The 22134-nt window shown below is 72.2% G+C and carries 24 protein-coding genes; 13 read left to right on the plus strand and 11 right to left on the minus strand.

Features of this window, described 5'->3' with window-relative positions:
- Positions 1-96: 96 nt before the first annotated feature.
- From C0R66_RS16440 to acs, 3 genes are all read left to right on the plus strand, one after another.
- On the plus strand, positions 97-456 hold the full coding sequence (locus C0R66_RS16440) for a DUF485 domain-containing protein (RefSeq protein WP_101525610.1): 360 nt from the start codon (positions 97-99) through the stop codon (positions 454-456).
- Between the two features lies 1 nt (position 457).
- Positions 458-2053 carry a solute symporter family protein gene (locus C0R66_RS16445; RefSeq protein ID WP_101525611.1) on the plus strand — a complete coding sequence of 532 codons (1596 nt, stop codon included), beginning with the start codon at positions 458-460 and terminating at the stop codon, positions 2051-2053.
- Between the two features lie 76 nt (positions 2054-2129).
- A complete protein-coding gene (gene acs / locus C0R66_RS16450) occupies positions 2130-4106 on the plus strand; it encodes an acetate--CoA ligase (protein WP_101525612.1) in 1977 nt (658 codons plus the stop codon).
- A gap of 7 nt (positions 4107-4113) precedes the next feature.
- Here the strand turns inward: acs and nhaA are convergent, their stop codons facing one another.
- Complete coding sequence (nhaA, locus tag C0R66_RS16455) at positions 4114-5559, minus strand: Na+/H+ antiporter NhaA (protein WP_158648084.1); 1446 nt, start codon at positions 5557-5559, stop codon at positions 4114-4116.
- Between the two features lie 165 nt (positions 5560-5724).
- On the opposite strand from nhaA, the gene C0R66_RS16460 reads away from it, so the two are divergent.
- Positions 5725-6126 carry a phage holin family protein gene (locus C0R66_RS16460; RefSeq protein WP_101525614.1) on the plus strand — a complete coding sequence of 134 codons (402 nt, stop codon included), beginning with the start codon at positions 5725-5727 and terminating at the stop codon, positions 6124-6126.
- 46 nt (positions 6127-6172) lie between these two features.
- Here the strand turns inward: C0R66_RS16460 and C0R66_RS16465 are convergent, their stop codons facing one another.
- The 4 genes from C0R66_RS16465 to nth are packed head-to-tail and all read right to left on the minus strand — an operon-like array spanning position 6173 to position 9304.
- The gene (locus C0R66_RS16465; protein ID WP_101525615.1) at positions 6173-7348 is read right to left on the minus strand and encodes a MarP family serine protease; all 1176 of its coding nucleotides are present in this window, start codon (positions 7346-7348) and stop codon (positions 6173-6175) included.
- A gap of 7 nt (positions 7349-7355) precedes the next feature.
- Entirely contained in the window at positions 7356-8051 is a 696-nt protein-coding gene (locus tag C0R66_RS16470) for an NUDIX hydrolase (protein WP_101525616.1), read from the minus strand.
- Positions 8052-8573 carry a TlpA family protein disulfide reductase gene (locus C0R66_RS16475; RefSeq protein WP_101525617.1) on the minus strand — a complete coding sequence of 174 codons (522 nt, stop codon included), beginning with the start codon at positions 8571-8573 and terminating at the stop codon, positions 8052-8054.
- A complete protein-coding gene (gene nth, locus C0R66_RS16480; RefSeq protein WP_240311824.1) occupies positions 8570-9304 on the minus strand; it encodes an endonuclease III in 735 nt (244 codons plus the stop codon). Before nth ends, C0R66_RS16475 begins: the two co-directional genes overlap by 4 nt.
- Positions 9305-9468: 164 nt before the next feature.
- Here nth and C0R66_RS16485 point away from each other — a divergent pair, with 164 nt between their 5' ends.
- Positions 9469-10146 (plus strand): Crp/Fnr family transcriptional regulator, encoded by a 678-nt coding sequence (locus C0R66_RS16485; RefSeq protein WP_101525618.1) that lies wholly within the window; start codon positions 9469-9471, stop codon positions 10144-10146.
- A gap of 20 nt (positions 10147-10166) precedes the next feature.
- On the opposite strand, the gene C0R66_RS16490 is transcribed toward C0R66_RS16485, so the two are convergent.
- Genes C0R66_RS16490 through C0R66_RS19105 form a run of 5 tightly spaced genes read right to left on the minus strand, consistent with a single transcriptional unit; the run spans position 10167 to position 14007 of the window.
- On the minus strand, positions 10167-11675 hold the full coding sequence (locus C0R66_RS16490; protein ID WP_199286719.1) for an acetyl-CoA hydrolase/transferase family protein: 1509 nt from the start codon (positions 11673-11675) through the stop codon (positions 10167-10169).
- Positions 11676-11682: 7 nt separating this feature from the next.
- The gene (locus tag C0R66_RS16495; RefSeq protein WP_241901491.1) at positions 11683-12537 is read right to left on the minus strand and encodes an MBL fold metallo-hydrolase; all 855 of its coding nucleotides are present in this window, start codon (positions 12535-12537) and stop codon (positions 11683-11685) included.
- Positions 12534-13391: an NUDIX hydrolase gene (locus tag C0R66_RS16500; protein ID WP_338418202.1), complete on the minus strand. Its 858-nt coding sequence runs from the start codon at positions 13389-13391 to the stop codon at positions 12534-12536. Before C0R66_RS16500 ends, C0R66_RS16495 begins: the two co-directional genes overlap by 4 nt.
- A gap of 2 nt (positions 13392-13393) precedes the next feature.
- Positions 13394-13852 (minus strand): RidA family protein, encoded by a 459-nt coding sequence (locus tag C0R66_RS16505; RefSeq protein WP_101526331.1) that lies wholly within the window; start codon positions 13850-13852, stop codon positions 13394-13396.
- The gene (locus C0R66_RS19105; RefSeq protein WP_199286720.1) at positions 13849-14007 is read right to left on the minus strand and encodes a Sp36 family protein; all 159 of its coding nucleotides are present in this window, start codon (positions 14005-14007) and stop codon (positions 13849-13851) included. Before C0R66_RS19105 ends, C0R66_RS16505 begins: the two co-directional genes overlap by 4 nt.
- A gap of 75 nt (positions 14008-14082) precedes the next feature.
- Here C0R66_RS19105 and C0R66_RS16510 point away from each other — a divergent pair, with 75 nt between their 5' ends.
- Together C0R66_RS16510 and C0R66_RS16515 are read left to right on the plus strand one after the other, a co-directional pair.
- Positions 14083-15249: a sensor histidine kinase gene (locus tag C0R66_RS16510; RefSeq protein ID WP_158648086.1), complete on the plus strand. Its 1167-nt coding sequence runs from the start codon at positions 14083-14085 to the stop codon at positions 15247-15249.
- Positions 15246-15926, plus strand: coding sequence for a response regulator (locus C0R66_RS16515; protein ID WP_277869134.1), 681 nt, complete (start codon positions 15246-15248; stop codon positions 15924-15926). Before C0R66_RS16510 ends, C0R66_RS16515 begins: the two co-directional genes overlap by 4 nt.
- Here C0R66_RS16515 and C0R66_RS16520 read toward each other — a convergent pair.
- A complete protein-coding gene (locus C0R66_RS16520; RefSeq protein WP_158648087.1) occupies positions 15916-16320 on the minus strand; it encodes a hypothetical protein in 405 nt (134 codons plus the stop codon). The two genes, C0R66_RS16515 and C0R66_RS16520, sit on opposite strands and share 11 nt — an antisense overlap.
- A gap of 142 nt (positions 16321-16462) precedes the next feature.
- Here C0R66_RS16520 and C0R66_RS16525 point away from each other — a divergent pair, with 142 nt between their 5' ends.
- The 6 genes from C0R66_RS16525 (at position 16463) to C0R66_RS16550 (ending at position 22134) form a co-directional block, all read left to right on the plus strand.
- On the plus strand, positions 16463-17230 hold the full coding sequence (locus C0R66_RS16525; RefSeq protein ID WP_101525621.1) for an ABC transporter ATP-binding protein: 768 nt from the start codon (positions 16463-16465) through the stop codon (positions 17228-17230).
- 5 nt (positions 17231-17235) lie between these two features.
- The gene (locus C0R66_RS16530; RefSeq protein ID WP_101525622.1) at positions 17236-18528 is read left to right on the plus strand and encodes an FtsX-like permease family protein; all 1293 of its coding nucleotides are present in this window, start codon (positions 17236-17238) and stop codon (positions 18526-18528) included.
- On the plus strand, positions 18492-19661 hold the full coding sequence (locus C0R66_RS16535; protein ID WP_101525623.1) for an ABC transporter permease: 1170 nt from the start codon (positions 18492-18494) through the stop codon (positions 19659-19661). Before C0R66_RS16530 ends, C0R66_RS16535 begins: the two co-directional genes overlap by 37 nt.
- A gap of 66 nt (positions 19662-19727) precedes the next feature.
- On the plus strand, positions 19728-20225 hold the full coding sequence (locus C0R66_RS16540) for a mycothiol transferase (protein ID WP_101526333.1): 498 nt from the start codon (positions 19728-19730) through the stop codon (positions 20223-20225).
- A gap of 38 nt (positions 20226-20263) precedes the next feature.
- Positions 20264-20758 (plus strand): Cys-tRNA(Pro) deacylase, encoded by a 495-nt coding sequence (gene ybaK, locus C0R66_RS16545; protein ID WP_101525624.1) that lies wholly within the window; start codon positions 20264-20266, stop codon positions 20756-20758.
- Between the two features lie 110 nt (positions 20759-20868).
- Positions 20869-22134 carry an MFS transporter gene (locus tag C0R66_RS16550; protein WP_277869186.1) on the plus strand — a complete coding sequence of 422 codons (1266 nt, stop codon included), beginning with the start codon at positions 20869-20871 and terminating at the stop codon, positions 22132-22134.

Here is a 22134-nt window from a genome sequence, read left to right on the forward strand (position 1 = left end):
CCCCGCTGGGCGACGTACCCGGGGCACCCTCTCGCCCGCCGGGTGTGACCTGCGCCACTTTGGTCTCGACCGACCTGCCGAGAAGAGGGACCCGCCGTGACCCAGACGCCGCACGACCAGGCCGCCAGGCACGATCCGATCTACGACCACCTCGCCGCGAAGCCGGAGTTCGCCCTGCTCCGCCGCCAGTACCGACGCTTCATCATCCCCGCCACGGCCGTCTTCCTCGGCTGGTACGGCCTGTACGTCGTGATGTCGATGTTCGCCCCCGGCTTCATGAACCACGTGCTGTTCGGTCGGATCAACGTGGCCCTGGTGTTCGGACTGCTGCAGTTCGTGACCACGTTCGGCATCGCCTACCTCTACAGCCAGTACTCCAACAAACACCTGGACCCGCTGGCCAAGCTGCTCAACGACGAGTACGACGCCGACCGCACCGGCCGGAAGGACCGCTGACATGGACGGCAACCAGATCCTCACCGCCGGCCTCTTCCTCGCCGTCGTCGCGCTCACCGTGGCCATCACCTTCTGGGCCAGCCGCCAGACCCGCGGGGCGGCCGACTACTACGCCGGCGGCCGCGGGTTCTCCGGCTTCCAGAACGGCCTCGCCATCGGCGGCGACTACATGTCGGCCGCCTCGTTCCTGGGCATCTCGGGTGCTATCGCGCTCTACGGCTACGACGGCTTCCTCTACTCCATCGGCTTCCTGGTGGCCTGGCTGGTGGCCCTGCTGCTGGTCGCCGAGGTGCTGCGCAACTCCGGCCGCTACACGATGGCCGACCAGCTCGCCTACCGGATGCGGCAGCGCCCGGTCCGCACCGCGGCCGCGATCAGCACGGTGGCGGTGTCGATCTTCTACCTGCTGGCCCAGATGGTGGGCGCCGGCGCCCTGGTCGCGCTGCTGCTCGACGTGGAGTCCGGCACGGTCAAGAACGTCACCATCTTCGCGGTCGGGGCGCTGATGATCTTCTACGTCACCGTCGGCGGGATGAAGGGCACCACCTGGGTCCAGATCATCAAGGCCGTGATGCTGATGGCCGGCTCGGCGCTGATCGTGGTGCTGGTGCTGGCCAAGTTCGACTTCAACCTCTCCGAGCTGCTCGGGGCGGCCTCCAGCAACAGCGGCGCGGGCCAGGCCTTCCTGGAGCCGGGGCTGCGCTACGGCGCCGACCTGACCAGCAAACTGGACTTCATCTCCCTGGCCATCGCCCTGGTCTTCGGCACCGCGGGCCTGCCGCACATCCTGATCCGGTTCTACACCGTCCCGACCTCTCGGGACGCCCGCAAGTCGGTGCTCTGGGCGATCGGCCTGATCGGCACCTTCTACCTGTTCACACTGGTGCTGGGCTTCGGTGCCGCGGCGCTGATCAACCCCGGGGACCTCGACGCGGCCGGCAACCTGGCCGCGCCCAAGCTCGCCGAGGTGGTCGGCGGCGGGGTCGACTCCACCGGCGGCGCGATCCTGCTGGCGCTCATCGCGGCGGTCGCCTTCGCCACCATCCTCGCGGTGGTCGCCGGGCTGACGCTGACGTCGTCGATGTCGGTGGCCCACGACGTGTGGAACCCGGTGGTCAAGAAGGGCCAGGCCACGGAGGCGGAGGAGATGAAGGTCTCCCGGATCGCAGCCGGGGTCATCGGACTGGTCGCCATCCTGCTGGCCATCCCGGCCCAGTCCCTCAACATCGCCTTCCTGGTCGCCCTGGCCTTCGCGGTGGCCGCCTCGGCGAACCTGCCGGCGATCCTGTTCAACATGTTCTGGCGCGGCTTCAACACCCGGGGCGCGGTGTGGAGCATCTACGGCGGACTGGTCTCCGCGGTGGGGCTCGTCATCTTCTCCCCGGTCTTCTCCGGCAGCGAGACGGCGTTGTTCCCCGACGCCGACTTCGCCTGGTTCCCGCTGCAGAACCCGGGCATCGTCTCCATCCCGATCGGCTTCCTGCTCGGCTTCATCGGGTCGATCACGTCCAAGGAGCCTGACGCCGCCGAGCGCTACACCGAGCTGGAGGTCCGGGCCCTGACCGGGGCCGGCGCGGAGGGGGCGGTGCAGCACTGAGCGGCGTACCGGCGGGGCGGACGCCACCGAGGCAGTAGATTTACGTCACACTCGACAACCCCAGGAGCCTTCTTCCATGGCCGACGAAACACTGTCCAACCTGTTGCACGAGACCCGGACGTTCGCCCCGCCCGCCGACCTGGCCGAGCACGCCAACGTCACCGCCGAGGCCTATGCGCGGGCCGACGCCGACCGCGAGGGCTTCTGGGCCGAGGCGGCCGACCGGCTCGAGTGGGGTCAGCGCTGGGACCAGGTGCTCGACTGGAGCAACCCGCCGTTCGCGAAGTGGTTCACCGGCGGCACGCTCAACGCGGCCGTCAACTGCGTGGACCGGCACGTGGCGGCGGGCAACGGCGACAAGGTGGCCATCCACTGGGTCGGCGAGCCCGCGGACGACACCCGGGACCTGACGTACGCCGACCTGGCCGAGGAGGTCTGCCGGGCGGCCAACGCGCTGACCGACCTGGGCGTCCGGAAGGGCGACCGGGTGGCGATCTACATGCCGATGATCCCCGAGACGGTGGTCGCGATGCTGGCCTGTGCTCGGCTCGGGGCCCCGCACACCGTGGTCTTCGGCGGCTTCTCCGCCGACGCGCTGGCCTCCCGGGTCACCGACTGCGAGGCGAAGGTGATCATCACCGCCGACGGCGGCTACCGGCGTGGCTCGGCGTCCGCCCTCAAGCCGGCCGTCGACGAGGCCTGCGAGAAGGCCGCCCACAACGGGCAGACCGTGGAGAAGGTGCTGGTGGTGCGGCGTACCGGCCAGGACGTGGCCTGGGACCCCGACCGCGACGTCTGGTGGCACGAGGCCGTGGACAGCGCCTCCAGCGAGCACACCGCCGAGATGCACGACGCCGAGCACCCGCTCTACGTGATGTACACCTCCGGCACCACCGGCAAGCCCAAGGGCATCCTGCACACCACCGGCGGCTACCTGACCGGTACGTCGTACACCCACTGGTCGGTCTTCGACCTCAAGCCCGACACCGACGTCTACTGGTGCACCGCGGACGTGGGCTGGGTGACGGGCCACTCCTACCTGGTCTACGGACCGCTCGCCAACGGTGCCACCCAGGTGATGTACGAGGGCACGCCCGACTCCCCGCACAAGGGTCGCTGGTGGGAGATCATCGAGAAGTACGGCGTGACGATCTTCTACACCGCGCCCACCGCGATCCGGACCTTCATGAAGCAGGGCGACGACATCCCCGCGAAGTTCGACCTCTCCTCGATCCGGCTGCTCGGGTCGGTCGGTGAGTCGATCAACCCCGAGGCCTACATGTGGTACCGGGAGCACATCGGCGCGAGCAGCGCACCGATCGTCGACACCTGGTGGCAGACCGAGACCGGCCAGATCATGATCTCGCCGCTGCCCGGGGTGACCGCCGGCAAGCCGGGCTCGGCGATGAAGGCCCTGCCCGGCATCTCCGCCGACGTGGTGGACGACGAGGCGCGCTCGGTGCCCAACGGCTCGGGCGGCTACCTGGTGATCAAGGAGCCGTGGCCGGCGATGCTGCGCACCATCTGGGGCGACGACCAGCGGTTCAAGGACACCTACTGGTCGCGCTGGGAGGGGCTGTACTTCGCCGGTGACGGCGCGAAGAAGGACGAGGACGGCGACATCTGGCTGCTCGGGCGGGTGGACGACGTGATGAACGTGTCCGGCCACCGCCTGTCCACCACCGAGATCGAGTCGGCGCTGGTCTCCCACCCCAAGGTCGCCGAGGCGGCGGTGGTCGGCGCGGCCGACGACACCACCGGCCAGGCGGTCTGCGCCTTCGTGATCCTGCGCGACGCCGCCGGCGACGGTGGCGAGGACATCGTGGCCGAGCTGCGCAACCACGTGGCCCACGAGATCGGCGCCATCGCCAAGCCCCGGCAGATCATGATCGTGCCGGAGCTGCCGAAGACCCGCTCGGGCAAGATCATGCGGCGCCTGCTCAAGGACGTGGCCGAGAACCGCGAGGTCGGCGACGTCACCACCCTCGCCGACTCCACGGTGATGGACATGATCAAGCAGAAGGAGTCCGGCTCCGCCGGCGACGACGCCTGAGCCCGCGTTACCTGCGTTCGACGGGCTCGGGCTCGGGCTTGGTGCCCGAGTCCGGGTCGGAGTCGGAGTCCTGGTCCCCGGCAGGGGCCTTGGCGCTCACCAGCAGTACGACGACTCCCAGGGCCGCCGCGATGACCGAGGCACCGAGGATGCCGACCTTGGCCTCCTCGGTCAGCAGCTCGGCACCCGGGAACGACAGGCCGGCGATGAACAGGCTGACGGTGAAGCCGATGCCCGCCACGGCGCCCAGCCCGCCGATCATCGCCCACGTGGTGCCCTCGGGCAGCCGGCCCAGCCCCAGCCTGATGGCGATGAAGCAGGCCAGCAGGATGCCCACTGGCTTGCCGATCACCAGGCCCGCGGCGATCCCCAGTGCGATGCTCGATTCGAGCGCCTCGCCCAGCACCCCGCCACCGAGGTGGACCCCGGCGTTGGCGAGCGCGAAGACCGGGAGCACCAGGTAGGCCGAGAGCGGGTGCAGCCGGGTCTGCAGCCGCTCCACCACCGGCACGGACTCGTTGATCAGGAAGCGCAGCTTCTCGATCTCGTCCGGGTCCAGCTGGCGATCGGTGAGCGCCTGAGAGGCGTAGGAGCGCGCCACGTCCTCCTTGAGCAGCGCCACGGCGGGGGTCAGCAGGCCGATGGCGACGCCGGCGAGCGTGGCGTGCACGCCGGACTGGAGCAAAGCGAACCAGAGCAGCACCCCGACCACGATGTAGGCCCACATGGTCCAGATCTTCAGCACCCGCATCACCACGATCAGCGCCAGCAGGCCGAAGGCGGCTGCCAGCCACCACAGAGACAGGTCGTCGGTGTAGAAGACCGCGATCACGACGATGGCGCCGATGTCGTCCACGATCGCCAGGGTCAGCAGGAACAGCCGGGCCGCCGAGGGGATGCGCCGCCCGAGCAGACCCAGCACCCCGACCGCGAAGGCGATGTCGGTGGCCATCGGGATCCCCCAGCCCGAGGCACCCTCTCCCCCACCGGCGATCAGGAAGTAGATGCCGGCGGGCACGACCATGCCGCCGAAGGCGGCCACGATGGGCAGCGCCGCCGTCTTGGGGTCCCGCAGGTCGCCCTTGACCAGCTCGTACTTGATCTCCAGGCCGACGACGAAGAAGAAGATCACCATCAGGGCGTCGTTCACCCAGTGCTGGAGGCTCTCGGAGAGCTCGACCACGCCCAGGTCGAGACTGATCTCGGTGTGCCAGAACGAGTCGTAGGACCCCGACCACGCCGAGTTCGCCCAGATCAGCGCGGCGGCGGTGGCCAGCAGCAGCAGCAGCGAGCCGGCAGCCTCGATGCGCAGGAACTCCCGCACCGGTCGCGCGACCAGGCGCGCCAGCGCTCGGTCACTGACCAGGTAGGTGGGCCCGGTGGTCCACAGCCTGTCCAACGCAGTCCGGGCGCGACGAGCTGCGCCGGGGTCTTGGGGATTCTTCGCAGTCAAGGGGAGGCCCTTCATCGGAGTCGCCCTGCGCTCATCGTCGGCGCAGGCGCATCTCGAACACCGTCGCTGGTCCAGCGACGAGCCGACCAGACTTCCCGGCACACCAGGTATCACCCTAGCAACGGCCCCGCGACGTACCGGGCGCCACTTGTGTAGGGTCGCTGCATGGCAACCGAACCGGTCAAGGACACAGATCCGACCATCGGCCGACTGGTCACCGATGCGACGCGTGACATCTCCACGCTGATCCACAAGGAGATCCAGCTCGCCAAGTCCGAGCTGAAGGTCAGCGTGAAGGCCGGGGGCACCGGTCTGGGACTGTTCGCCGGCGCGGGATTCATGGCACTGCTCGCCGTGATCATGGGCTCGGTGGGCATCGCCTACCTGATCCACTGGAACGGCAGCGGTCTCGACCTGCACTGGGCGTTCCTGATCGTGATGCTGGCGTACCTCCTGGTCGCCGCGCTGCTCGGGTTCATCGGCTACCGCAAGGTCCGTCAGGTGCGCGCCCCGCAGCGGGCCATCCACCAGGCGCAGGAGACCTCGCACCTGCTCAAGCGGGGCTGACCCCAGCGCCGCAGGCGCCGGGGCACGGGGACGGGGCTGCGCGCGCTCAGCCGGCGCAGTCGCCGGTGTCCACCGCGCGGCTGACCCGCTGCCCCACAGCCGCGCTCTCGGCCACCTGCTCGGCGGTCAGCGCGTAGCCGGTCTCCTCGTCGGTGACCGAGGCGGCGAAGACCAGGCCCACCACGCGGCCCTCGGAGGAGACCACCGGCCCGCCGGAGTTGCCCGGGCGGACCAGCGCGCGCAGCGAGAACACCTCGCGGATCACCGTGCCCTGGCCGTAGATGTCGGGCGAGCGGAGCCGCTGCTCGGCGCGGATGCGCCCGGACTGTACGTCGTAGGGCCCGTCCAGCGGATAGCCGAGCACCGCGACGGCCTCCTTGGGCTGCGCGTCCTCGTCGAAGCCGAGCGAGGGCAGCCCCCCGGCGTCCAGGGACAGCACCGCCACGTCCAGGTCGGGGTCGTAGAGCACCACCTTGGCCGGGACCGCCCCGTCCGCGAGCTGCACCTCTGGCTCGTCCATCCCCGCGACCACGTGGGCGTTCGTCATGACCCGGTCGGGGGCGAACAGGAAACCCGTGCCCTCGACGCCGCGGCCGCAGTCGTTGGAGCCGGTGATCTTCAGGACGCTGGTCTGCGCCGCCGTCACGTCGGGGTCGGTGAGCATCCGCTCGTCCCCGGGGTCGACCTCCACGATCCGCTCGGGGGCGAAGGGCTCGAGGTAGCGCGGGAAGAAGGTCGAGCCGACGACGTTGTTGAACGCCTGCAGCACCTGGTCGGCGCGTCCCGGCAGGCGCTCGTCCACCGCCGCCAGCACCGCCGAGCTGCGCACCAGCGAGGTGATGCCGTTGATCCGGGACCCCGAGATGGCCACCCCGAGCGCCCAGGCGACCAGCAGCACCGCGACCGCGCTGAGCGCCGCGCCGCCGAGGGCGTCCACCGCGCGGGCCGGCTGCCAGGTGATGTGGTCCCGGATCCGGGCGCCGACGTACTGCAGGAGCGCCTGGCCCAGCGAGGCGGAGACGATGACGATGAACAGGGCCCCCAGCGAGACCAGCAGGGACGGCTCGGCGTCCCCGAGCGCGGTGGGCGCCAGCCAGACCCCGACCAGCCCGCCGATCAGCAGCCCAGCGGTCGCGAAGGCACCGGTCACGAAGCCCTGCCAGTAGCCGGACAGGGCGTAGATCCCGGCGACGGCCACGAGCGCCCAGTCGAGCAGGTTCACCGGATGTCTACTCCCGCAGCTTGGTGTTGGGCGCGAGGTCCGCGCGCGTGTGCTCACCCTGCAGCATGTGGGCGGGCAGATCGCGCACCTCGCCCGGTTCCCGCTCCGTGCCCCAGCCGAGGTAGTCGAAGAGCCGGGAGATGATGCCGGCGGTGAAGCCCCACAGGATCAGGTCGTGGTCCTCGCCGATCAGGAAGCCCGGGCCCAGCCATCCCGAGGGGTGCCGCACCGTGATCCGGTTGGCCGGGTCCAGCAGCTCGGCGAGCGCGACGTGGTGGATGGCGTGCACCTCGGCGGGACTGGCACGCACCTCGCCGCGGCGCTGCCAGTAGCCCAGCACCGGGGTGACCGCCATGTTGGTCGGCGGCAGCCACAGCTCGGGGAGCTCTCCGAAGACCTCGATCTCGTCGGAGACCAGCCCGATCTCCTCCCACGCCTCGCGCAGCGCCGCCTGGAGCACGCTCTCCCCGGGATCGATGTGGCCGCCGGGGAAGGAGACCTGGCCGGGGTGGGAGCGCATGTGGTGCGCGCGCTCGGTGAGCAGCAGCTCGGGGTCACCGGTCGAGGACTCCGCGAAGAGCATCAGCACCGCACCCTTGCGGGTCTGGGCGTCCGGCGGAGGGACGAAGCGGGTGAGGTGGTCGGCGGTGATCGTCCGGGCCCCTTCGGCCACCGGCTGCAGCCACTCGGGGAGCTCGCTCACTCAGACCCCCAGGTGCTTGTGCACCAGGGCCTCGAGCTCGGCGACGTCCTCGATGACGGCGAACTCCCAGGCGACGACCTGGCCGTCGGCGTCAACGAAGGCCAGGAAGGGCAGTCCCCGCAGGTGCGGGAAGGGGCCGAGCCGGTCCAGCTCGCCGTCGGGGTCGCTCAGCAGCGCGTAGGTCACCCCGGTCTGACGCACCAGCGTGCGCGCCTCGTCGACCTGGGGGTCCTGGTAGTCCACCCCGACCACCTCGACCCGACCGTCGTAGGCGGCGGCGAACTTCTCCAGCACCGGCATCTCCTGGCGGCACGGGCCGCACCACGATGCCCAGAGATTGACCACCATGGGCCCGCGGAGCGTGGCCAGGTCGACCGGCTCCCCGCCGGTGAACGAGGCCAGCTCCACCGAGGGCAGCGGCGCGGGCAGCGCGACCGCCCCTGGCTTGGCGTCCGAGTCACCCCCGCGACATCCGGTGAGCACCACCGCGGCCAGCAGCAGCACCACCAGCGCCCGCCTCATGCCGGACCCTGGGTCTTGACCAGCGCGGCCGCGACCACGGGGTCGGTGGGCCCCGCGCCGTACGACGGGCACCACTGCGCGACCGGGCACGCGCCGCAAGCCGGCTTCTTGGCGTGGCAGCGCCTACGCCCGTGCCAGATGACGTGGTGGCTGAGCATCGTCCAGTCCTTCTTGGGGAACAGCGCGCCGATCTCGTGCTCGACCTTGACCGGATCGGTCTCCTCGGTCCAGCCGAAGCGGCGCACCAGCCGGCCGAAGTGCGTGTCGACGGTGATCCCGGGGACGCCGAAGGCGTTGCCGAGCACCACGTTGGCCGTCTTGCGCCCCACCCCGGGCAGGGTCACCAGGTCCTCCAGCCGGCCCGGCACCTGGCCGTCGTACCGCTCGACCAGCGCGGCGCTCAGCTTGAGCAGCGACTCGGTCTTGGCCCGGAAGAACCCCAGCGGTCCGACGATCTGCTCCAGGCTCTCCCGCGGTGCCGCGGCCATCGCCGCGGGGTCCGGGTACGCCGCGAACAGCCTCGGGCGCACCGCGTTGACCCGCCGGTCGGTGGTCTGGGCGCTGAGGACGGTGACCACGAGCAGCTGGAACGGGTCGTCGAAGTCCAGCTCGCAGCGCGCGTCGGGATAGGTCTCGGCGAGCACCCGGTTGATCTTGCGGGCACGGCGCACCAGCGAGGTGTCGGGCGGCGCGGGGACGACCACGCGGCTGGGACGGGGGGCTACAGGCACCGGGCCAGCCTACGGTGGAGCACCCACCGCTCCGCCCAGGGTGCAGGGTGCGGAAGGCGCCGAACTGCCTTGTTTGACCCCGAAATGTCATTGTGAGCAAAGCCACTGGTTAAGATCAGAGTGTTCCCGTCTGTCTCGGGGGCTTTGCGACGACTGGAGGACATGTGGACACCGACGTGCTTCGGCAGGCACCGCTCTTCAGCGCACTCGACGACGAGGCCGCCGCCGCCCTGCGCAACTCGATGGCCGAGACGAAGCTGCGACGCGGCGAGGTCCTCTTCCACGAGGGCGACTCCGGCGACCGGCTCTACATCGTGACCGACGGCAAGGTGAAGCTCGGCCGCTCGGCCGCCGACGGCCGGGAGAACCTGCTCGCGGTGATGGGACCCGGACAGATGTTCGGCGAGCTCTCCCTCTTCGACCCGGGCCCGCGCTCGGCCACCGTCACCGCGGTCACCGACGCGGGGTTCGCCTCGCTCTCCCACGACGACCTGCTGCTCTGGCTGGAGGGCCGCCCGATGGTGGCCCGCAGCCTGCTCTCGCAGCTGGCCGCCCGGCTGCGCAAGTCCAACGACGTGGTCTCCGACCTGGTCTTCTCCGACGTCCCCGGGCGCGTGGCCAAGGCCCTGCTCGACCTGGCCGAGCGCTTCGGCCGCACCGCCGACGACGGGGTGCACGTGCACCACGACCTCACCCAGGAGGAGCTCGCCCAGCTGGTCGGCGCCTCGCGGGAGACCGTCAACAAGGCGCTGGCCGACTTCGCCTCGCGCGGCTGGATCCGCCTGGAGCCCCGCTCCGTGGTGATTATGGACGTCGACCGCCTGGGGCGCCGCGCCCGCTGACGCCACTCTCGGCGCGTGGCTCACATGCGCCCGGTGTCCAGGTACCTCTGGTGCCAGCTGAGCGCCTCGCCCAGCAGGTGCGGGGTGTGGCGCGCGGTGGGCCGCGCGGCGATCGCCCGGTCCAGGTAGTCGGTCAGCCGGTCGGCGTACGACGGGTGCGCGCAGCTGGCGATCACCCTGCGCGCCCGGTCGTGCGGCGAGAGCCCGCGCAGGTCGGCGAGCCCCCGCTCGGTCACGAGCACGTGCACGTCGTGCTCGGTGTGGTCGACGTGACTGGCCATCGGCACGATCGAGGAGATGGCGCCGTTCTTGGCCGTCGAGGGTGAGACGAAGAAGTTCAGGTAGGCGTTGCGGGCGAAGTCGCCGCTGCCGCCGATCCCGTTCATCACCGCCGAGCCCATCACGTGGGTGGAGTTCACGTGGCCGTAGATGTCGGCCTCGATCATCCCGTTCATCGCGATCACGCCGAGCCGGCGCACCAGCTCGGGGTGGTTGGAGATCTCCTCGCTGCGCAGCAGGATCCGGCCCTTGTAGCCGTCGATGCCGTCCATGAACCGCTTCACCCCGGCGCTGGAGAGGCCGAAGGAGGTGGCGGAGGCGAAGCGCAGGGTGCCGCTGTCGAGCAGGTCGAGCATGCCGTCCTGGATCACCTCGGTGAAGGCCACCAGATCGGTGAACTCGCTGCTCCCGAGCCCCGCGAGCACCGCGTTGGCGACGTTGCCGACCCCGGACTGGATGGGGAGCAGCTCCGGGGGCATCCGCCCGGCCGCGACCTCGTGGCGCAGGAAGTCCAGCACGTGCCCGGCGATGGCCTCGGAGACCGCGTCGGGGGCGGTGAAGTCGCTGTTGCGGTCCGGCGCCCGGGTCTCCACGACGGCGACCACCTTGGCGGGGTCCACCCTCAGGTAGGGCTCGCCGATGCGGTCGGTGGGGTCGTCCAGCGGGATCGGCACCCGGTGGGGCGGCAGCGCGGTCTTGTAGTAGACGTCGTGGAAGCCCTCGAACTCCCGGGGCTGCCAGTGGTTGACCTCGAGGATCACCTTGTCGGCCTGGTCGAGCCAGGTCTTGTTGTTGCCGACGGAGCTGCTGGGCACCAGCATCCCGCCCGGCAGCACGGCGGTCACCTCCACCACGGCGACGTTGAGGCGGCCGTAGAAGCCGAACCACATGTGCGGGGCGGAGTGGCTCAGGTGCGCGTCGACGTAGTCGACCTCACCGGCGTTGATCAGGGCCCGCAGCGTGGGGTCGGAGTTGTAGGGCATCCGGCTGGAGATGGCGCGCGCCTCGGCGAGCACGCCGTCGGCATCGGGTGCGGTCGAGGCCCCGGTCCACAGCCCGATCTGGAACTCCTCGCCACGCTGGTGCGCCGCCACCACCCGCTGGCCCAGCGCGGTCGGCACCTCCTTGGGGTAGCCGGCGCCGGTGAAGCCGCTCATCCCGACGTTGTCGCCCGGCTGGATGTGCTGCACCGCGTCCGCCGCGCTCATCACGCGGGACAGCAGCAAGGGGTCGGTGATCCGAGAGTTCACCACGCGATCATCCCAGGACCCGGCGCGCCCCGGCGAGGTGCGCCAGCTGGGCCCGGACCGAGAGCTCCGCGGCACCCCACAGCACCGGGTCGACGTCGGCGTAGACGCGCTCCACGACGGTGTGCGGGGTGAGCGTGGCTCCGCTGCCCGGCGCGAGGTCCAGCTCGGTCAGGGCGGCCGCGAGGGTGGGCTGGTCGGACAGGTCCAGCACCGCCTGCTCGACCTGGGCCAGCCGCTCGCGCCGGTGGGCGATGTAGAAGTCCAGAGCGCCCAGCGCGTCCTCGATCACCGGGCCGTGACCGGGCCAGACGGTCTGCGCCTCCCGGGCCTCGGCCAGCGCGTGCAGCCGGTCCAGGGAGTCCAGGTAGGCGCCGAGCTGACCGTCGGGATGGGCGACCACGGTGGTGCCGCGACCCAGCACGGTGTCGCCGGTGAGGATCGCCTGCTCGGCCGGCAGCAGGAAGGAGAGCGAGTCGGCGGTGTGGCCAGGGGTCGCCACCACGTGCACCTCCAGGCCGTCGACCTCCACCACGTCGCCGTCGCCGAGCCCCTCGCCCCCGAGCTGGTGGGCGGGATCCAGGGCGCGCACCCCGCAGCCCATCCGCTGCGCGAACTCCGCCGCCGCCTCGGAGTGGTCGAGGTGGTGGTGGGTGAGCAGCACCACCGCGACCTCCTCGGCGTGCGCGGCGACGGAGTCGAGGTGGCTCAGGATCGACGGACCGGGGTCCACCACCACGGAGCGTCGCGCGCCGGGCTCGCGGAGCACCCAGGTGTTGGTGCCGTCCAGCGTCATCAGGTTCGCGTTGGGCGCGAGCACGCACCGCGCCCGGTCCCCGAAGGTCCCGCCCCGCCAGGTGGTCACGACCCCTCGCGCTCCCGCAGCAGCTCGACGTACGCCGGAGGCGTGGACAGCAGGTGCCCGTCGGCGTCCTCGACCACCTCGGGCATGAACATCTCCACCCTGCGGTCCGCGGCTGCTGCCAGCACCGAGTCGGGGTGCTCGAAGCCGGAGATCTCCAGGCAGGTGAGCCAGGTCGGCGGCAGCATCCCGATCTCCTGCGCCTCCACCCGGCGTACCGCCTCGGCGGCGGGCACCCAGCGCACCGAGGAGGCCTCGGTGCCCACGTGCCGGGTGACCTGCCCCTGGGGCATGGCGGCCACGAAGAACCAGGTCCGGTAGCGGCGCGGCTCGAAGATCGGCGTCAGCCAACCCGACCACGCGCCCAGCAGGTCGGTGCGCAGCACCAGGCCCCGGCGCACCAGGAAGTCGCTGAAGTGCAGCTCCCGCGACTCCAGGGCGACCCGGTCGGCCTCCCAGTCGTCGCCCGAGGTGTCCTCGACCACGGTGGACGCGGACGGGCCGGCCAGCAGCACCCCGGACTCCTCGAAGGTCTCGCGCACCGCGGCGCAGACCAGGGCGCGGGCCTTGTCCTCGTCGGTGCCCAGGCGCTCGGCCCACTCGGTGGGCGACGGCCCGGCCCAGGCCACCGCGGGGTCGTCGTCGCGGGGGTCGACCCCGCCGCCGGGGAAGACGCACATGCCGCCGGCGAAGGCCATCGACGTCTGCCGGCGCAGGAGGTAGAGGTCGGGCTCGCCCGCTCCGGGACGCATCAGCACTACGGTGGCCGCGTCCCGCGGCTCGGCCGGCTCGGCGTGACCGTCGGCGAACGCGCGGGCGGCCTCGATCAGGTGGTGGGGCAGTGGCAGCCGTTGCACACTCACACCTCCACGACGAGCTCGACCTCGACGGGGGCGTCCAGCGGCAGCACGCTCACTCCGACGGCCGAGCGGGCGTGCGCCCCGGCCTCGCCGAAGATCTCGCCGAGCAGCTCCGAGACCCCGTTGGCGACCTGAGGCTGGCCGGTGAAGTCGGGGGTGCTCGCCACGAAGCACACCACCTTGACCACCCGTCGGATCGCGGCGAGGTCGTCGATCTGGGCCTTCACCGCGGCGAGGGCGTTGAGGGCGCACTGACGCGCGCACTCCACCGCCTCCTCCAGGGACACCTCGCCACCGACCTTGCCGGTCAGCATCAGCTCGCCGCCGCGCATCGGCAGCTGGCCGGAGGTGAACACGTGGTTCCCCGAGCGCACCGCGGGCACGTAGGCCGCCACCGGAGCGGCGACCTCCGGCACGCTCAGCCCGAGCTCGGCGAGCCTCTCCTCGGGGTGCATCAGCCCGCCAGCGGCCGCTTGAAGAAGCCGACGTAGTTGTCGGGGGTCTGTCCGGGCATCAGCTGGATCAGCTCCCACCCGTCGTGACCGAAGTTGTCCAGGATCTGCTTGGCGGCGTGGTTGAGGATCGGTGCCGTGAAGTACTCCCATTTCGTCATGGGGGGACCCTACTCCGGCGCAGATCCTCCCCTGGTCGGACGTCTGCCGGCTCGGCGCGGACTACCTTGTCGGCCATGACCGGTCCCCGCGTTGCAGCCCAGGCGTCGGTGCCGTGGCAGCTGGGGCCGCGTTGGCGCCGGCGGTTCGACCTGCTCCTGGTCGCCGGCCTGATGCTCCCGGTGCTCGCCATCCTCCTCTCCGGGGCCGACCCCTGGTGGACGATCCTGGCCAGCGCCCAGATCCTCCCGCTGCTCTGGCGGCGCGGGCATCCCACGGCCGTCTTCGCGGCGGTCGCGGTGGCCTCGGCCGCCCAGGTGCTGCTGCTCGACTCCCCCATCTGGGGACAGCTGGCGTTTCCCGTCGCCGTCTACTCGGTGGCCCGCTTCGGCACCGGCGTCCGCGCCGGGGTGGCGCTCGGCGTGGGCATCCTCGCCGCCGCGGTGGCCACCGTCGACTGGTCGAACGCGTTCGGGCTCACCTGGTCCCAGCTGGTGCCCAACTTCGGCAGCATCAGCGCCATCGTGGTCACCTCCTGGGCCCTGGGCACGATGGGCCGGGTCCGGGAGGCACACATCGGCACCCTGGTGGACCGGGCCGAGCAGGCCGAGCGGATCGCCCAGCGCGAGGTCGAGCTCGCTGCCCAGGACGAGCGGGCCCGGATCGCCCGCGAGATGCACGACGTGGTCGCCCACGGCCTGTCGGTGATCGTGGTGCAGGCCGACGGCGCCCGCTACGCCGCGGTCAAGGACGCCGACATCGCCGTACGCACGCTGGAGACCATCGGTGCCACCGGGCGAGAGGCGCTGCAGGAGATGCGTCGCATGCTGGGCCTGCTGCGCACCGGCGACACCGGCGTACGCCCGCAGCCGACGCTGGCCGACCTGCCGCACCTGGTGGCGGAGGCGAGGGCGGCGGGGACCGAGGTGGCCGCCGAGCTGCCGGACCCTGGGGCCGTGGTCCCCGAGGGCGTCGGGCTGGCGGCGTACCGGATCGTGCAGGAGGCGCTGACCAACGTGCGCAAGCACGCCGGACCCCAGGCCGGCGTCCGGCTGGCGGTCCGGGTCGGGGCGGAGGTCGAGATCGAGGTGGCCGACGACGGCCGGGGCGCGACGGCCGTCGACGACGGTCGCGGTCACGGACTGGTCGGCATGCGGGAGCGGGCCGCGGTGCACGGCGGCACGGTGCGGGCGGGGCCGGCGCCCGGTGGCGGGTACGTCGTCTCTGCGAGGATCCCCCGGTGACCGACGAGCAACCAGCCGCGACCCCGATCCGGGTCTTCCTGGTCGACGACCAGCAGATGGTCCGCGCCGGGTTCCGGATGCTGGTGGAGTCCCAGGACGACATGGTGGTGGTCGGGGACGCCGGTGACGGCGGCGAGGCGCTGCAGCAGCTCGCGGTGACCGCCGCCGACGTGGTGCTGATGGACGTCCGGATGCCGCGGATGGACGGCGTCGAGGCGACGCGGCGGCTCCAGGCCACCAGCACGCCGCCCCGGGTCATCGTGCTGACCACCTTCGACCTCGACGAGTACGCGTTCGAGGCGATCCGGGCCGGCGCCTCGGCCTTCCTCCTCAAGGACGCCACCCCACCGGACCTGCTCGGCGCCATCCGGTCCGTGCACGCCGGCGACTCGGTGGTCGCCCCCAGCACCACCCGGCGCCTGCTGGACCACTTCGCAGCCCTCCCTGCCCCCGGGGCAGCACCCACGGACGGCCGGCTCTCGGTGCTCACCGAGCGCGAGCGCGAGGTGCTCACCCTGGTCGCCCGCGGTCGCACCAACCCCGAGATCGCCGCGGACCTGGTGGTCGCCGAGACGACCGTGAAGACCCACGTCGGCCGGATCCTGGCCAAGACCGGCTCCCGGGACCGGGTCCAGCTGGTGGTGCTGGCCTACGAGACGGGGCTGGTCAGCGCGTGACGGCGTCGCTCTTCTCCTGCCGCTTCTCCAGGGCGTTCATCGCGAGGGTGAGCACGGCACCGCCGACCGCCAGCACGACGCGGGGGTGCTTCACCCCGTGCCGCGTCAGCCAGTGGAAGGAGGCGGCGTCCAGCCGTTCGCCCAACCGGACGCTGCCGTAGACCGTCGCGGCCACCCCGGCGGCGATCGCTCCCCGGGCGACGGGGGGCAGCGGCACCTCACCGCCGTCCTCGTCCTTCTGCGGCTGCGCGGCGATCTGGTAGGCCCCGGCGGCGCTCAGCGCGGTGAGACCGAGTCGGTAGCCACGGCGCGTCCGCGGGGAGAGACGCCGGGGGTCCACCAGGGTGGCGGCTCCGGCGCCGAGGGCCATGACGAGATCTGAACGGCTCAACATGGAGCCGAGACTAACGAGCCGGACCAGTGCGGGCCGTCCTCCCCAGGTCGTACGTCGAGCGCCCGGCTCCACCCCACGTCGTACGACGGGTGGGTGCTGCGGGCGGACGGAAACCGGGCCCGGCATCGCCAGGGTTGTCACCATGACCACCACTCCTGACCTCGCCGGGACCACCCGGACCGACGTCGCCGCCAGCGCTCGCGGCCTGACCAAGACCTACGGCCACGACGACAACGTGGTGCACGCGCTGCGCGGCGTCGACCTCGACGTCCCCGCCGGCCGCTTCACCGCCATCATGGGGCCCTCGGGCTCCGGCAAGTCCACGCTGATGCACTGCCTGGCCGGGCTGGACGCCGCGACCAGCGGCAGCATCTCGGTGGCCGGACGGGACCTCGCGGGGATGGACGACACCGCCCTGACGCTGTTCCGGCGCGAGCACATCGGCTTCGTCTTCCAGGCCTTCAACCTGCTGCCGATGCTCACCGCGGGGCAGAACATCCTGCTGCCGCTGGAGCTGGCCGGCCGCCCGGTCGACCGGGAGCGCTACGACTCGGTGGTCGCCGTCCTCGGCCTCGCCGACCGCCTCGGCCACCTGCCCAGCCAGCTCTCCGGCGGCCAGCAGCAGCGGGTGGCGATCGCCCGCGCGCTGGTCACCCAGCCCGCCATCGTCTTCGCCGACGAGCCCACCGGCAACCTGGACAGCGAGGCCAGCGCCGAGGTGCTGGGCCACCTGCGGCGCTCGGTGCGCGAGCTCGGGATGACCGTGGTGATGGTGACCCACGAGCTGGACGCCGCGGCGTACGCCGACGACGTGGTGGTCATCCACGACGGCGCGATCAGTGCCCACCTGACCGAGCCCACCCACGACGAGCTGGTCGTCGCCCTGCGCCGCAAGGTGGCCACGTCGTGAGAGGCATGCGGACGGTGCTGCTGGCCTCGCTGCGGCGCAACACCCGGCGCTACGTCGCCTCCACGATCGCGGTGGTCATCGGCGTGGCCTTCGTGATGGTCACCAACGGCCTCTCCAACGCCACCCGGGACGGGCTCACCCGCGACGCCGGTGCGCCGTACCAGGCGGTGGACCTGGTGCTGGAGCAGCCGACCGAGGACGAAGCGGTGGACCTGATGGCGCGGGCCGCCGAGGACGGCTTCCCGGCCGGCATCAGCGGCTACGCGATGGCGCCCGTCTCGCGGGACGGGATCGAGCTCAGCTCCTCCGCCGACGTCGGCGAGGTCGCCACCGACCCGGCGATGCAGTGGCAGACGCTGACCGCGGGCCGGCTCCCGACCGGGCCGGGCGAAGCGGTCGTCGACCACAACGCGGCCAAGAGCAACGGTGCCGAGATCGGCGACCGACTGGTGATCGGCACCGGCGCGGACGCCGTCGAGGTCGAGCTGGTCGGCCTGGTGGACAGCCCCCCGTCCAGCGGCAGCTCGGTCTACCTCACCTGGCCCGACCTGCGCTGCCTGAAGGACTCGCTGTGGGTCGAGGCCGTGGCCTGGGGCGGCGGCGCCGACCTGGCCCGGGCGCTCGCGCCCGAGGCGACGCTCACCGACACCGAAACGTACGTCGCCCAGCGCCAGGCCGACATCGCCCGCGGGGTGGACTACCTGGCGATCATGGCGCTCATCTTCGTGGCGATCGCCCTGTTCGTGGCGGTGATGGTCATCGCCAACACCTTCTCCATCCTCTTCGCCCAGCGGATGCGCGACTTCGCGCTGCTGCGCTGCGTGGGCGTCACCCGGCGCCAGCTGCGCAGGTCGGTGCGGCTGGAGGCGCTGCTCCTCGGGCTGGTCTCCTCGGCGCTCGGTGTGCTGGTGGGGATGCTCGGCGGGCTCGGGCTGACCCGGCTGGTGGGGGTCTGGTTCGACGACATCGGCGAGGTCTCCTTCGGCGCCTCCTGGATCGTCGGCGCGGTGGTGCTGGGCACCCTGGTGACCGTGGCGGCGGCCTGGCTGCCGACCCGTGCGGTGACCCGGGTGACTCCGCTGGCCGCGCTGCGCCCGGACACCGGGGTGGAGGTCCGCTCGGCCGCGGGACGCCTGCGGATCGGGTCCGCGGTGACCCTGCTCGTGCTCGGCACCGGGCTGCTCGCCGCGGCCGTCGCCGGCGACGAGGTCGGCGCCACCATGCTGCTGATGGTGGCTGGCGGCATCACGGTCTTCGGGGGGTGCTGCTGCTGGGGCCGCTGCTGGTGCCGGCGCTGATCCGCGTGGCCGGACGGCTGCTGGGCGACGGTCCGGTACGACGGCTGGCGACCGGCAACGCGGTGCGCAACCCACGGCGTACCGCCACCACGGCCGCCTCGCTGCTGGTGGGCGTCACCCTGACCACCGCGGTGCTCACCGGCCTGGCGACCTCGCGCTCGGCGCTGTCGGCCGAGATGGACGAGTCCAACCCCCTCGACGCCTACCTCACCGCGCTCGAGGAGCCGCTCCCGTCCGACCTGGTCACCCGGGTCCGCGCCGCCGAGGGCGTGGCGGACGCGGTCGCACTGGACGGCGCCCTGGCCCGGATCGGTGACCAGGTCGTGCCGCTGATCGGGGTCGGGGAGCGTCCCGCGGTGGTGCGTGGTCCCGACGACCTGACCCCCGCCGACGGGGTGGTCCGACTGCCGTGGCGCGTGACCAACGCCCTGGACCGCGAAGCCGGCCGCCAGCTGGCCGACGACGGCACCCTGGAGGTCGTGGTGGGCGACCGGGTGCGGACCCTGCAGGTGCAGGAGGGCGGCGGCTGGGGCACCGCCGGACTGGTCTCGGCGCAGACCCTGGCAGCCCTGACCACCGACCCGGTCCCGACCGCGGTCTGGGTGCGGGCCACCGACGACGCCGACCCCGAGGACCTGCGTGGCGACCTCGCGGCGCTCGCCGGACCTGCCGGCGCAGCGATCGCCGGCGGCCACCAGGAACGCGCCTGGGTCGAGCTGCAGGTCGACATCCTCACCGGCTCGGTCGTGGGGCTGCTGGGCATCGCCGTGGTGATCGCCCTGATCGGCATCGCCAACACTCTGGGCCTCTCGGTGCTGGAGCGGAGCCGGGAGAACGCTTTGCTGCGGGCGATGGGGCTGACCCGCACCCAGCTGCGCCGGGCGATGGCGATCGAGGGACTGCTGCTCTCCCTGGTCGCGACTCTGGTCGGCACCGCCCTAGGCGTCGCCTTCGCCTGGGTCGGGGTCAAAGTGATGGTCTCGGACGTCGTCGGCGGGACGGCGATGACGCTGCCGCTGGGCCAGCTGGTGCTGGTGGTGCTGGTGGCCGCGCTCGCCGGGCTGGCGGCCTCCGTGCTGCCCGCGCGCCGGGCGGCGCGGGTGGCGCCGGCCGCGGGGCTCGCCCTGCAGTAGGAGCGTGCGGCAGCACGACGCTGCAGGCATGGCCGGATGGCGGGTGCGGGGCCTATCGTCGCCAAGATGTGGACCGCACTCGTCACCGACCTCTTCGACCGCACCCACGACTCCTGGCACGACCTGCTGGACGGCCTCGACGCGGCCCACCTGGAGCGGCGCCCCACCCCGGACGCCAACTCACCCGGCTGGATCACCTGGCACGCGCTGCGGGTCCAGGACGACCACCTCGCCGACCTGGCCGGCCGGTCGCAGGTGTGGCACGAGGGGTGGGCCGACCAGCTGGGGCTCCCCTACGACGCCGACGCCACCGGCTACGGCATGAGCAGTGCCGAGGTGGGCGCCTTCACCGCGGAGCCCGCCCTGCTCCTGGGGTACGCCGACGCCGTGCAGGAACGTACGACGGCCATCGTGCGCGGGCTGGCGGACGACAGCCTGGACCGGGTGGTCGACGAGAGCTGGGACCCGCCGGTGACCCTGGGGGTGCGGCTGGTCAGCGTGGTCAACGACGTCACCCAGCACGTCGGCCAGGTCGGCTACGCCCTCGGTCTCACCGCCGACTGATCTCCCTGCCGACCGAGGCTGCTGGCTACCCTTCGGCCATGGCGAAGAAGGCTGGCGGCGGCACCCCGGCGACCGACGCGCTGCAGGCGGCCGGTGTGCCCTTCGCGCTGCGGGCCTACGAGCACGACCCGCGGGTGACGTCGTACGGGATGGAGGCGGCTCAGGCGCTGGGGGTGGACCCGGACCGGGTGTTCAAGACCCTGCTGGTCGACATCGGGAGCACCTCGCCCCAGCTGGCCGTCGGGGTGGTGCCCGTGACTGGCCGGCTCGACCTCAAGGCTCTGGCCGGCGCGCTGGGCGCCAAGAAGGCGGTGATGGCCGACCCTGCCGCGGCCGCCCGCGCCACCGGGTACGTCGTGGGCGGGATCTCCCCGATCGGCCAGCGGACGCTGCTGCCCACGGTGGTCGACGAGACCGCCGTGCTGCACGAGACGATCCTGGTCTCCGGCGGCAAGCGGGGTCTCGACGTCGAGCTCGCTCCCGACGACCTGGTCGCGCTGCTGTCTGCCTCGTATGCCGACATCGCCCGCTGAAACCCGCTCGCCTACCCTCCTGCGGTGAGCAACCGTCCCCCCGCCGAGTCCGGGGGATCCTCTCCCCGGCCTACTTCGCCACCACCGCCGCCGCCTTCTCGCTGATCGCGATCGTGGCGTTCGAGTCGCTCGCGGTGACCACGGTGATGCCGGGCGTGGCCGAGGAGCTGGGCGGCGTCGGCCTCTACGCCCTGGCTTTCGCCGCCCCCCTGGCCAGCGGCGTGGTCGGCATGGTGCTCGCCGGGATGTGGAGCGACCGGAGCGGCCCGGCGCTGCCGCTGGTCGCGGCGCTGGTCGCCCTCTCCGCCGGCCTCGTGGTCTGCGGCACGGCGCCGTCGATGGAGGTGCTGGTCGCCGGCCGGGTGCTCCAGGGACTGGGCGGTGGCGGGGCCACCGTCGTCCTCTACGTGATCGTCGGGCTGGTCTACCCGACCCGGCTGCAGCCCTCGATCCTGGCCAGCTTCGCCGCGGCCTGGGTGCTGCCGGCGCTGTTCGGTCCCTACCTCGCGGCCCTGGTGGCCGACGCGTTCGGCTGGCGCTGGGTCTTCCTCAGCGTGGTCGCCCTGATCGCCCTGTCCCTGATCGTCCTGGCCCCGACGCTGCGGACTGCCCCCAAGGGTGTCGAGGACGCCGACCCGCCCCAGCTGTCGCGGCTGTGGTGGGCGGTCGCAGCCGGCGCCGGCGCGCTGGGCGTGAAGCTGCTCGACTCCTCGCTGTGGCTGGCCTGCGGCTGCCTGGTCGTCGTGCTGTTCGGCCTCTCGCGGCTGATGCCCACCGGCACCATGCGGCTAGGTCGCGGCCTGCCCTCGGTGATTGCTACCCGCGGCCTGTTGAGCGCGGGGTTCTTCTGCGCCGAGGCCTACATCGTCTTCGTGCTCCAGGAGAAGTGGGGCATCGCTGCCGCCACCGCCGGGCTCGCGCTGACCGCCGTCGGCGTGGTGTGGGCCTTGGGCAGCCAGGCCCAGGCCCGGCTGCCCAAGGTCTCCCACACCCGGGTCCTGGTCACCGGCACCTCCGTGGTGCTCCTCGGCGTCACCCTGCTGACGCTGGTGGTCTGGCTCGAGGCGCCGGCACCGGTGGCGATGGCGGCGTACGTGCTGGCCGGGGCAGGCATGGGGTTCGCCTTCCCGCGGCTCGGAGTGGCCATGCTCCAGCACTCCTCCGACCGGGACCGCGGCGCCAACTCCTCGGCGCTGGCCGCCGCGGACTCGCTCAGCGCCGCGCTGGCGCTCGCGATCACCGGCGTGGTCTTCGCCCGCACCGAGGCGGCCGGGGCGGACGCCTTCGTCGCGGTCTACCTGGTCGCGATCGTCTGCTCGGCGGGTGCGGTGGTCGCCGCCGCCCGGACCGCCTCTCCCGGCGCCGTACGCCGCTGA

The sequence above is a fragment of the Nocardioides houyundeii genome, from assembly GCF_002865585.1.
GTDB lineage: Bacteria > Actinomycetota > Actinomycetes > Propionibacteriales > Nocardioidaceae > Nocardioides > Nocardioides houyundeii.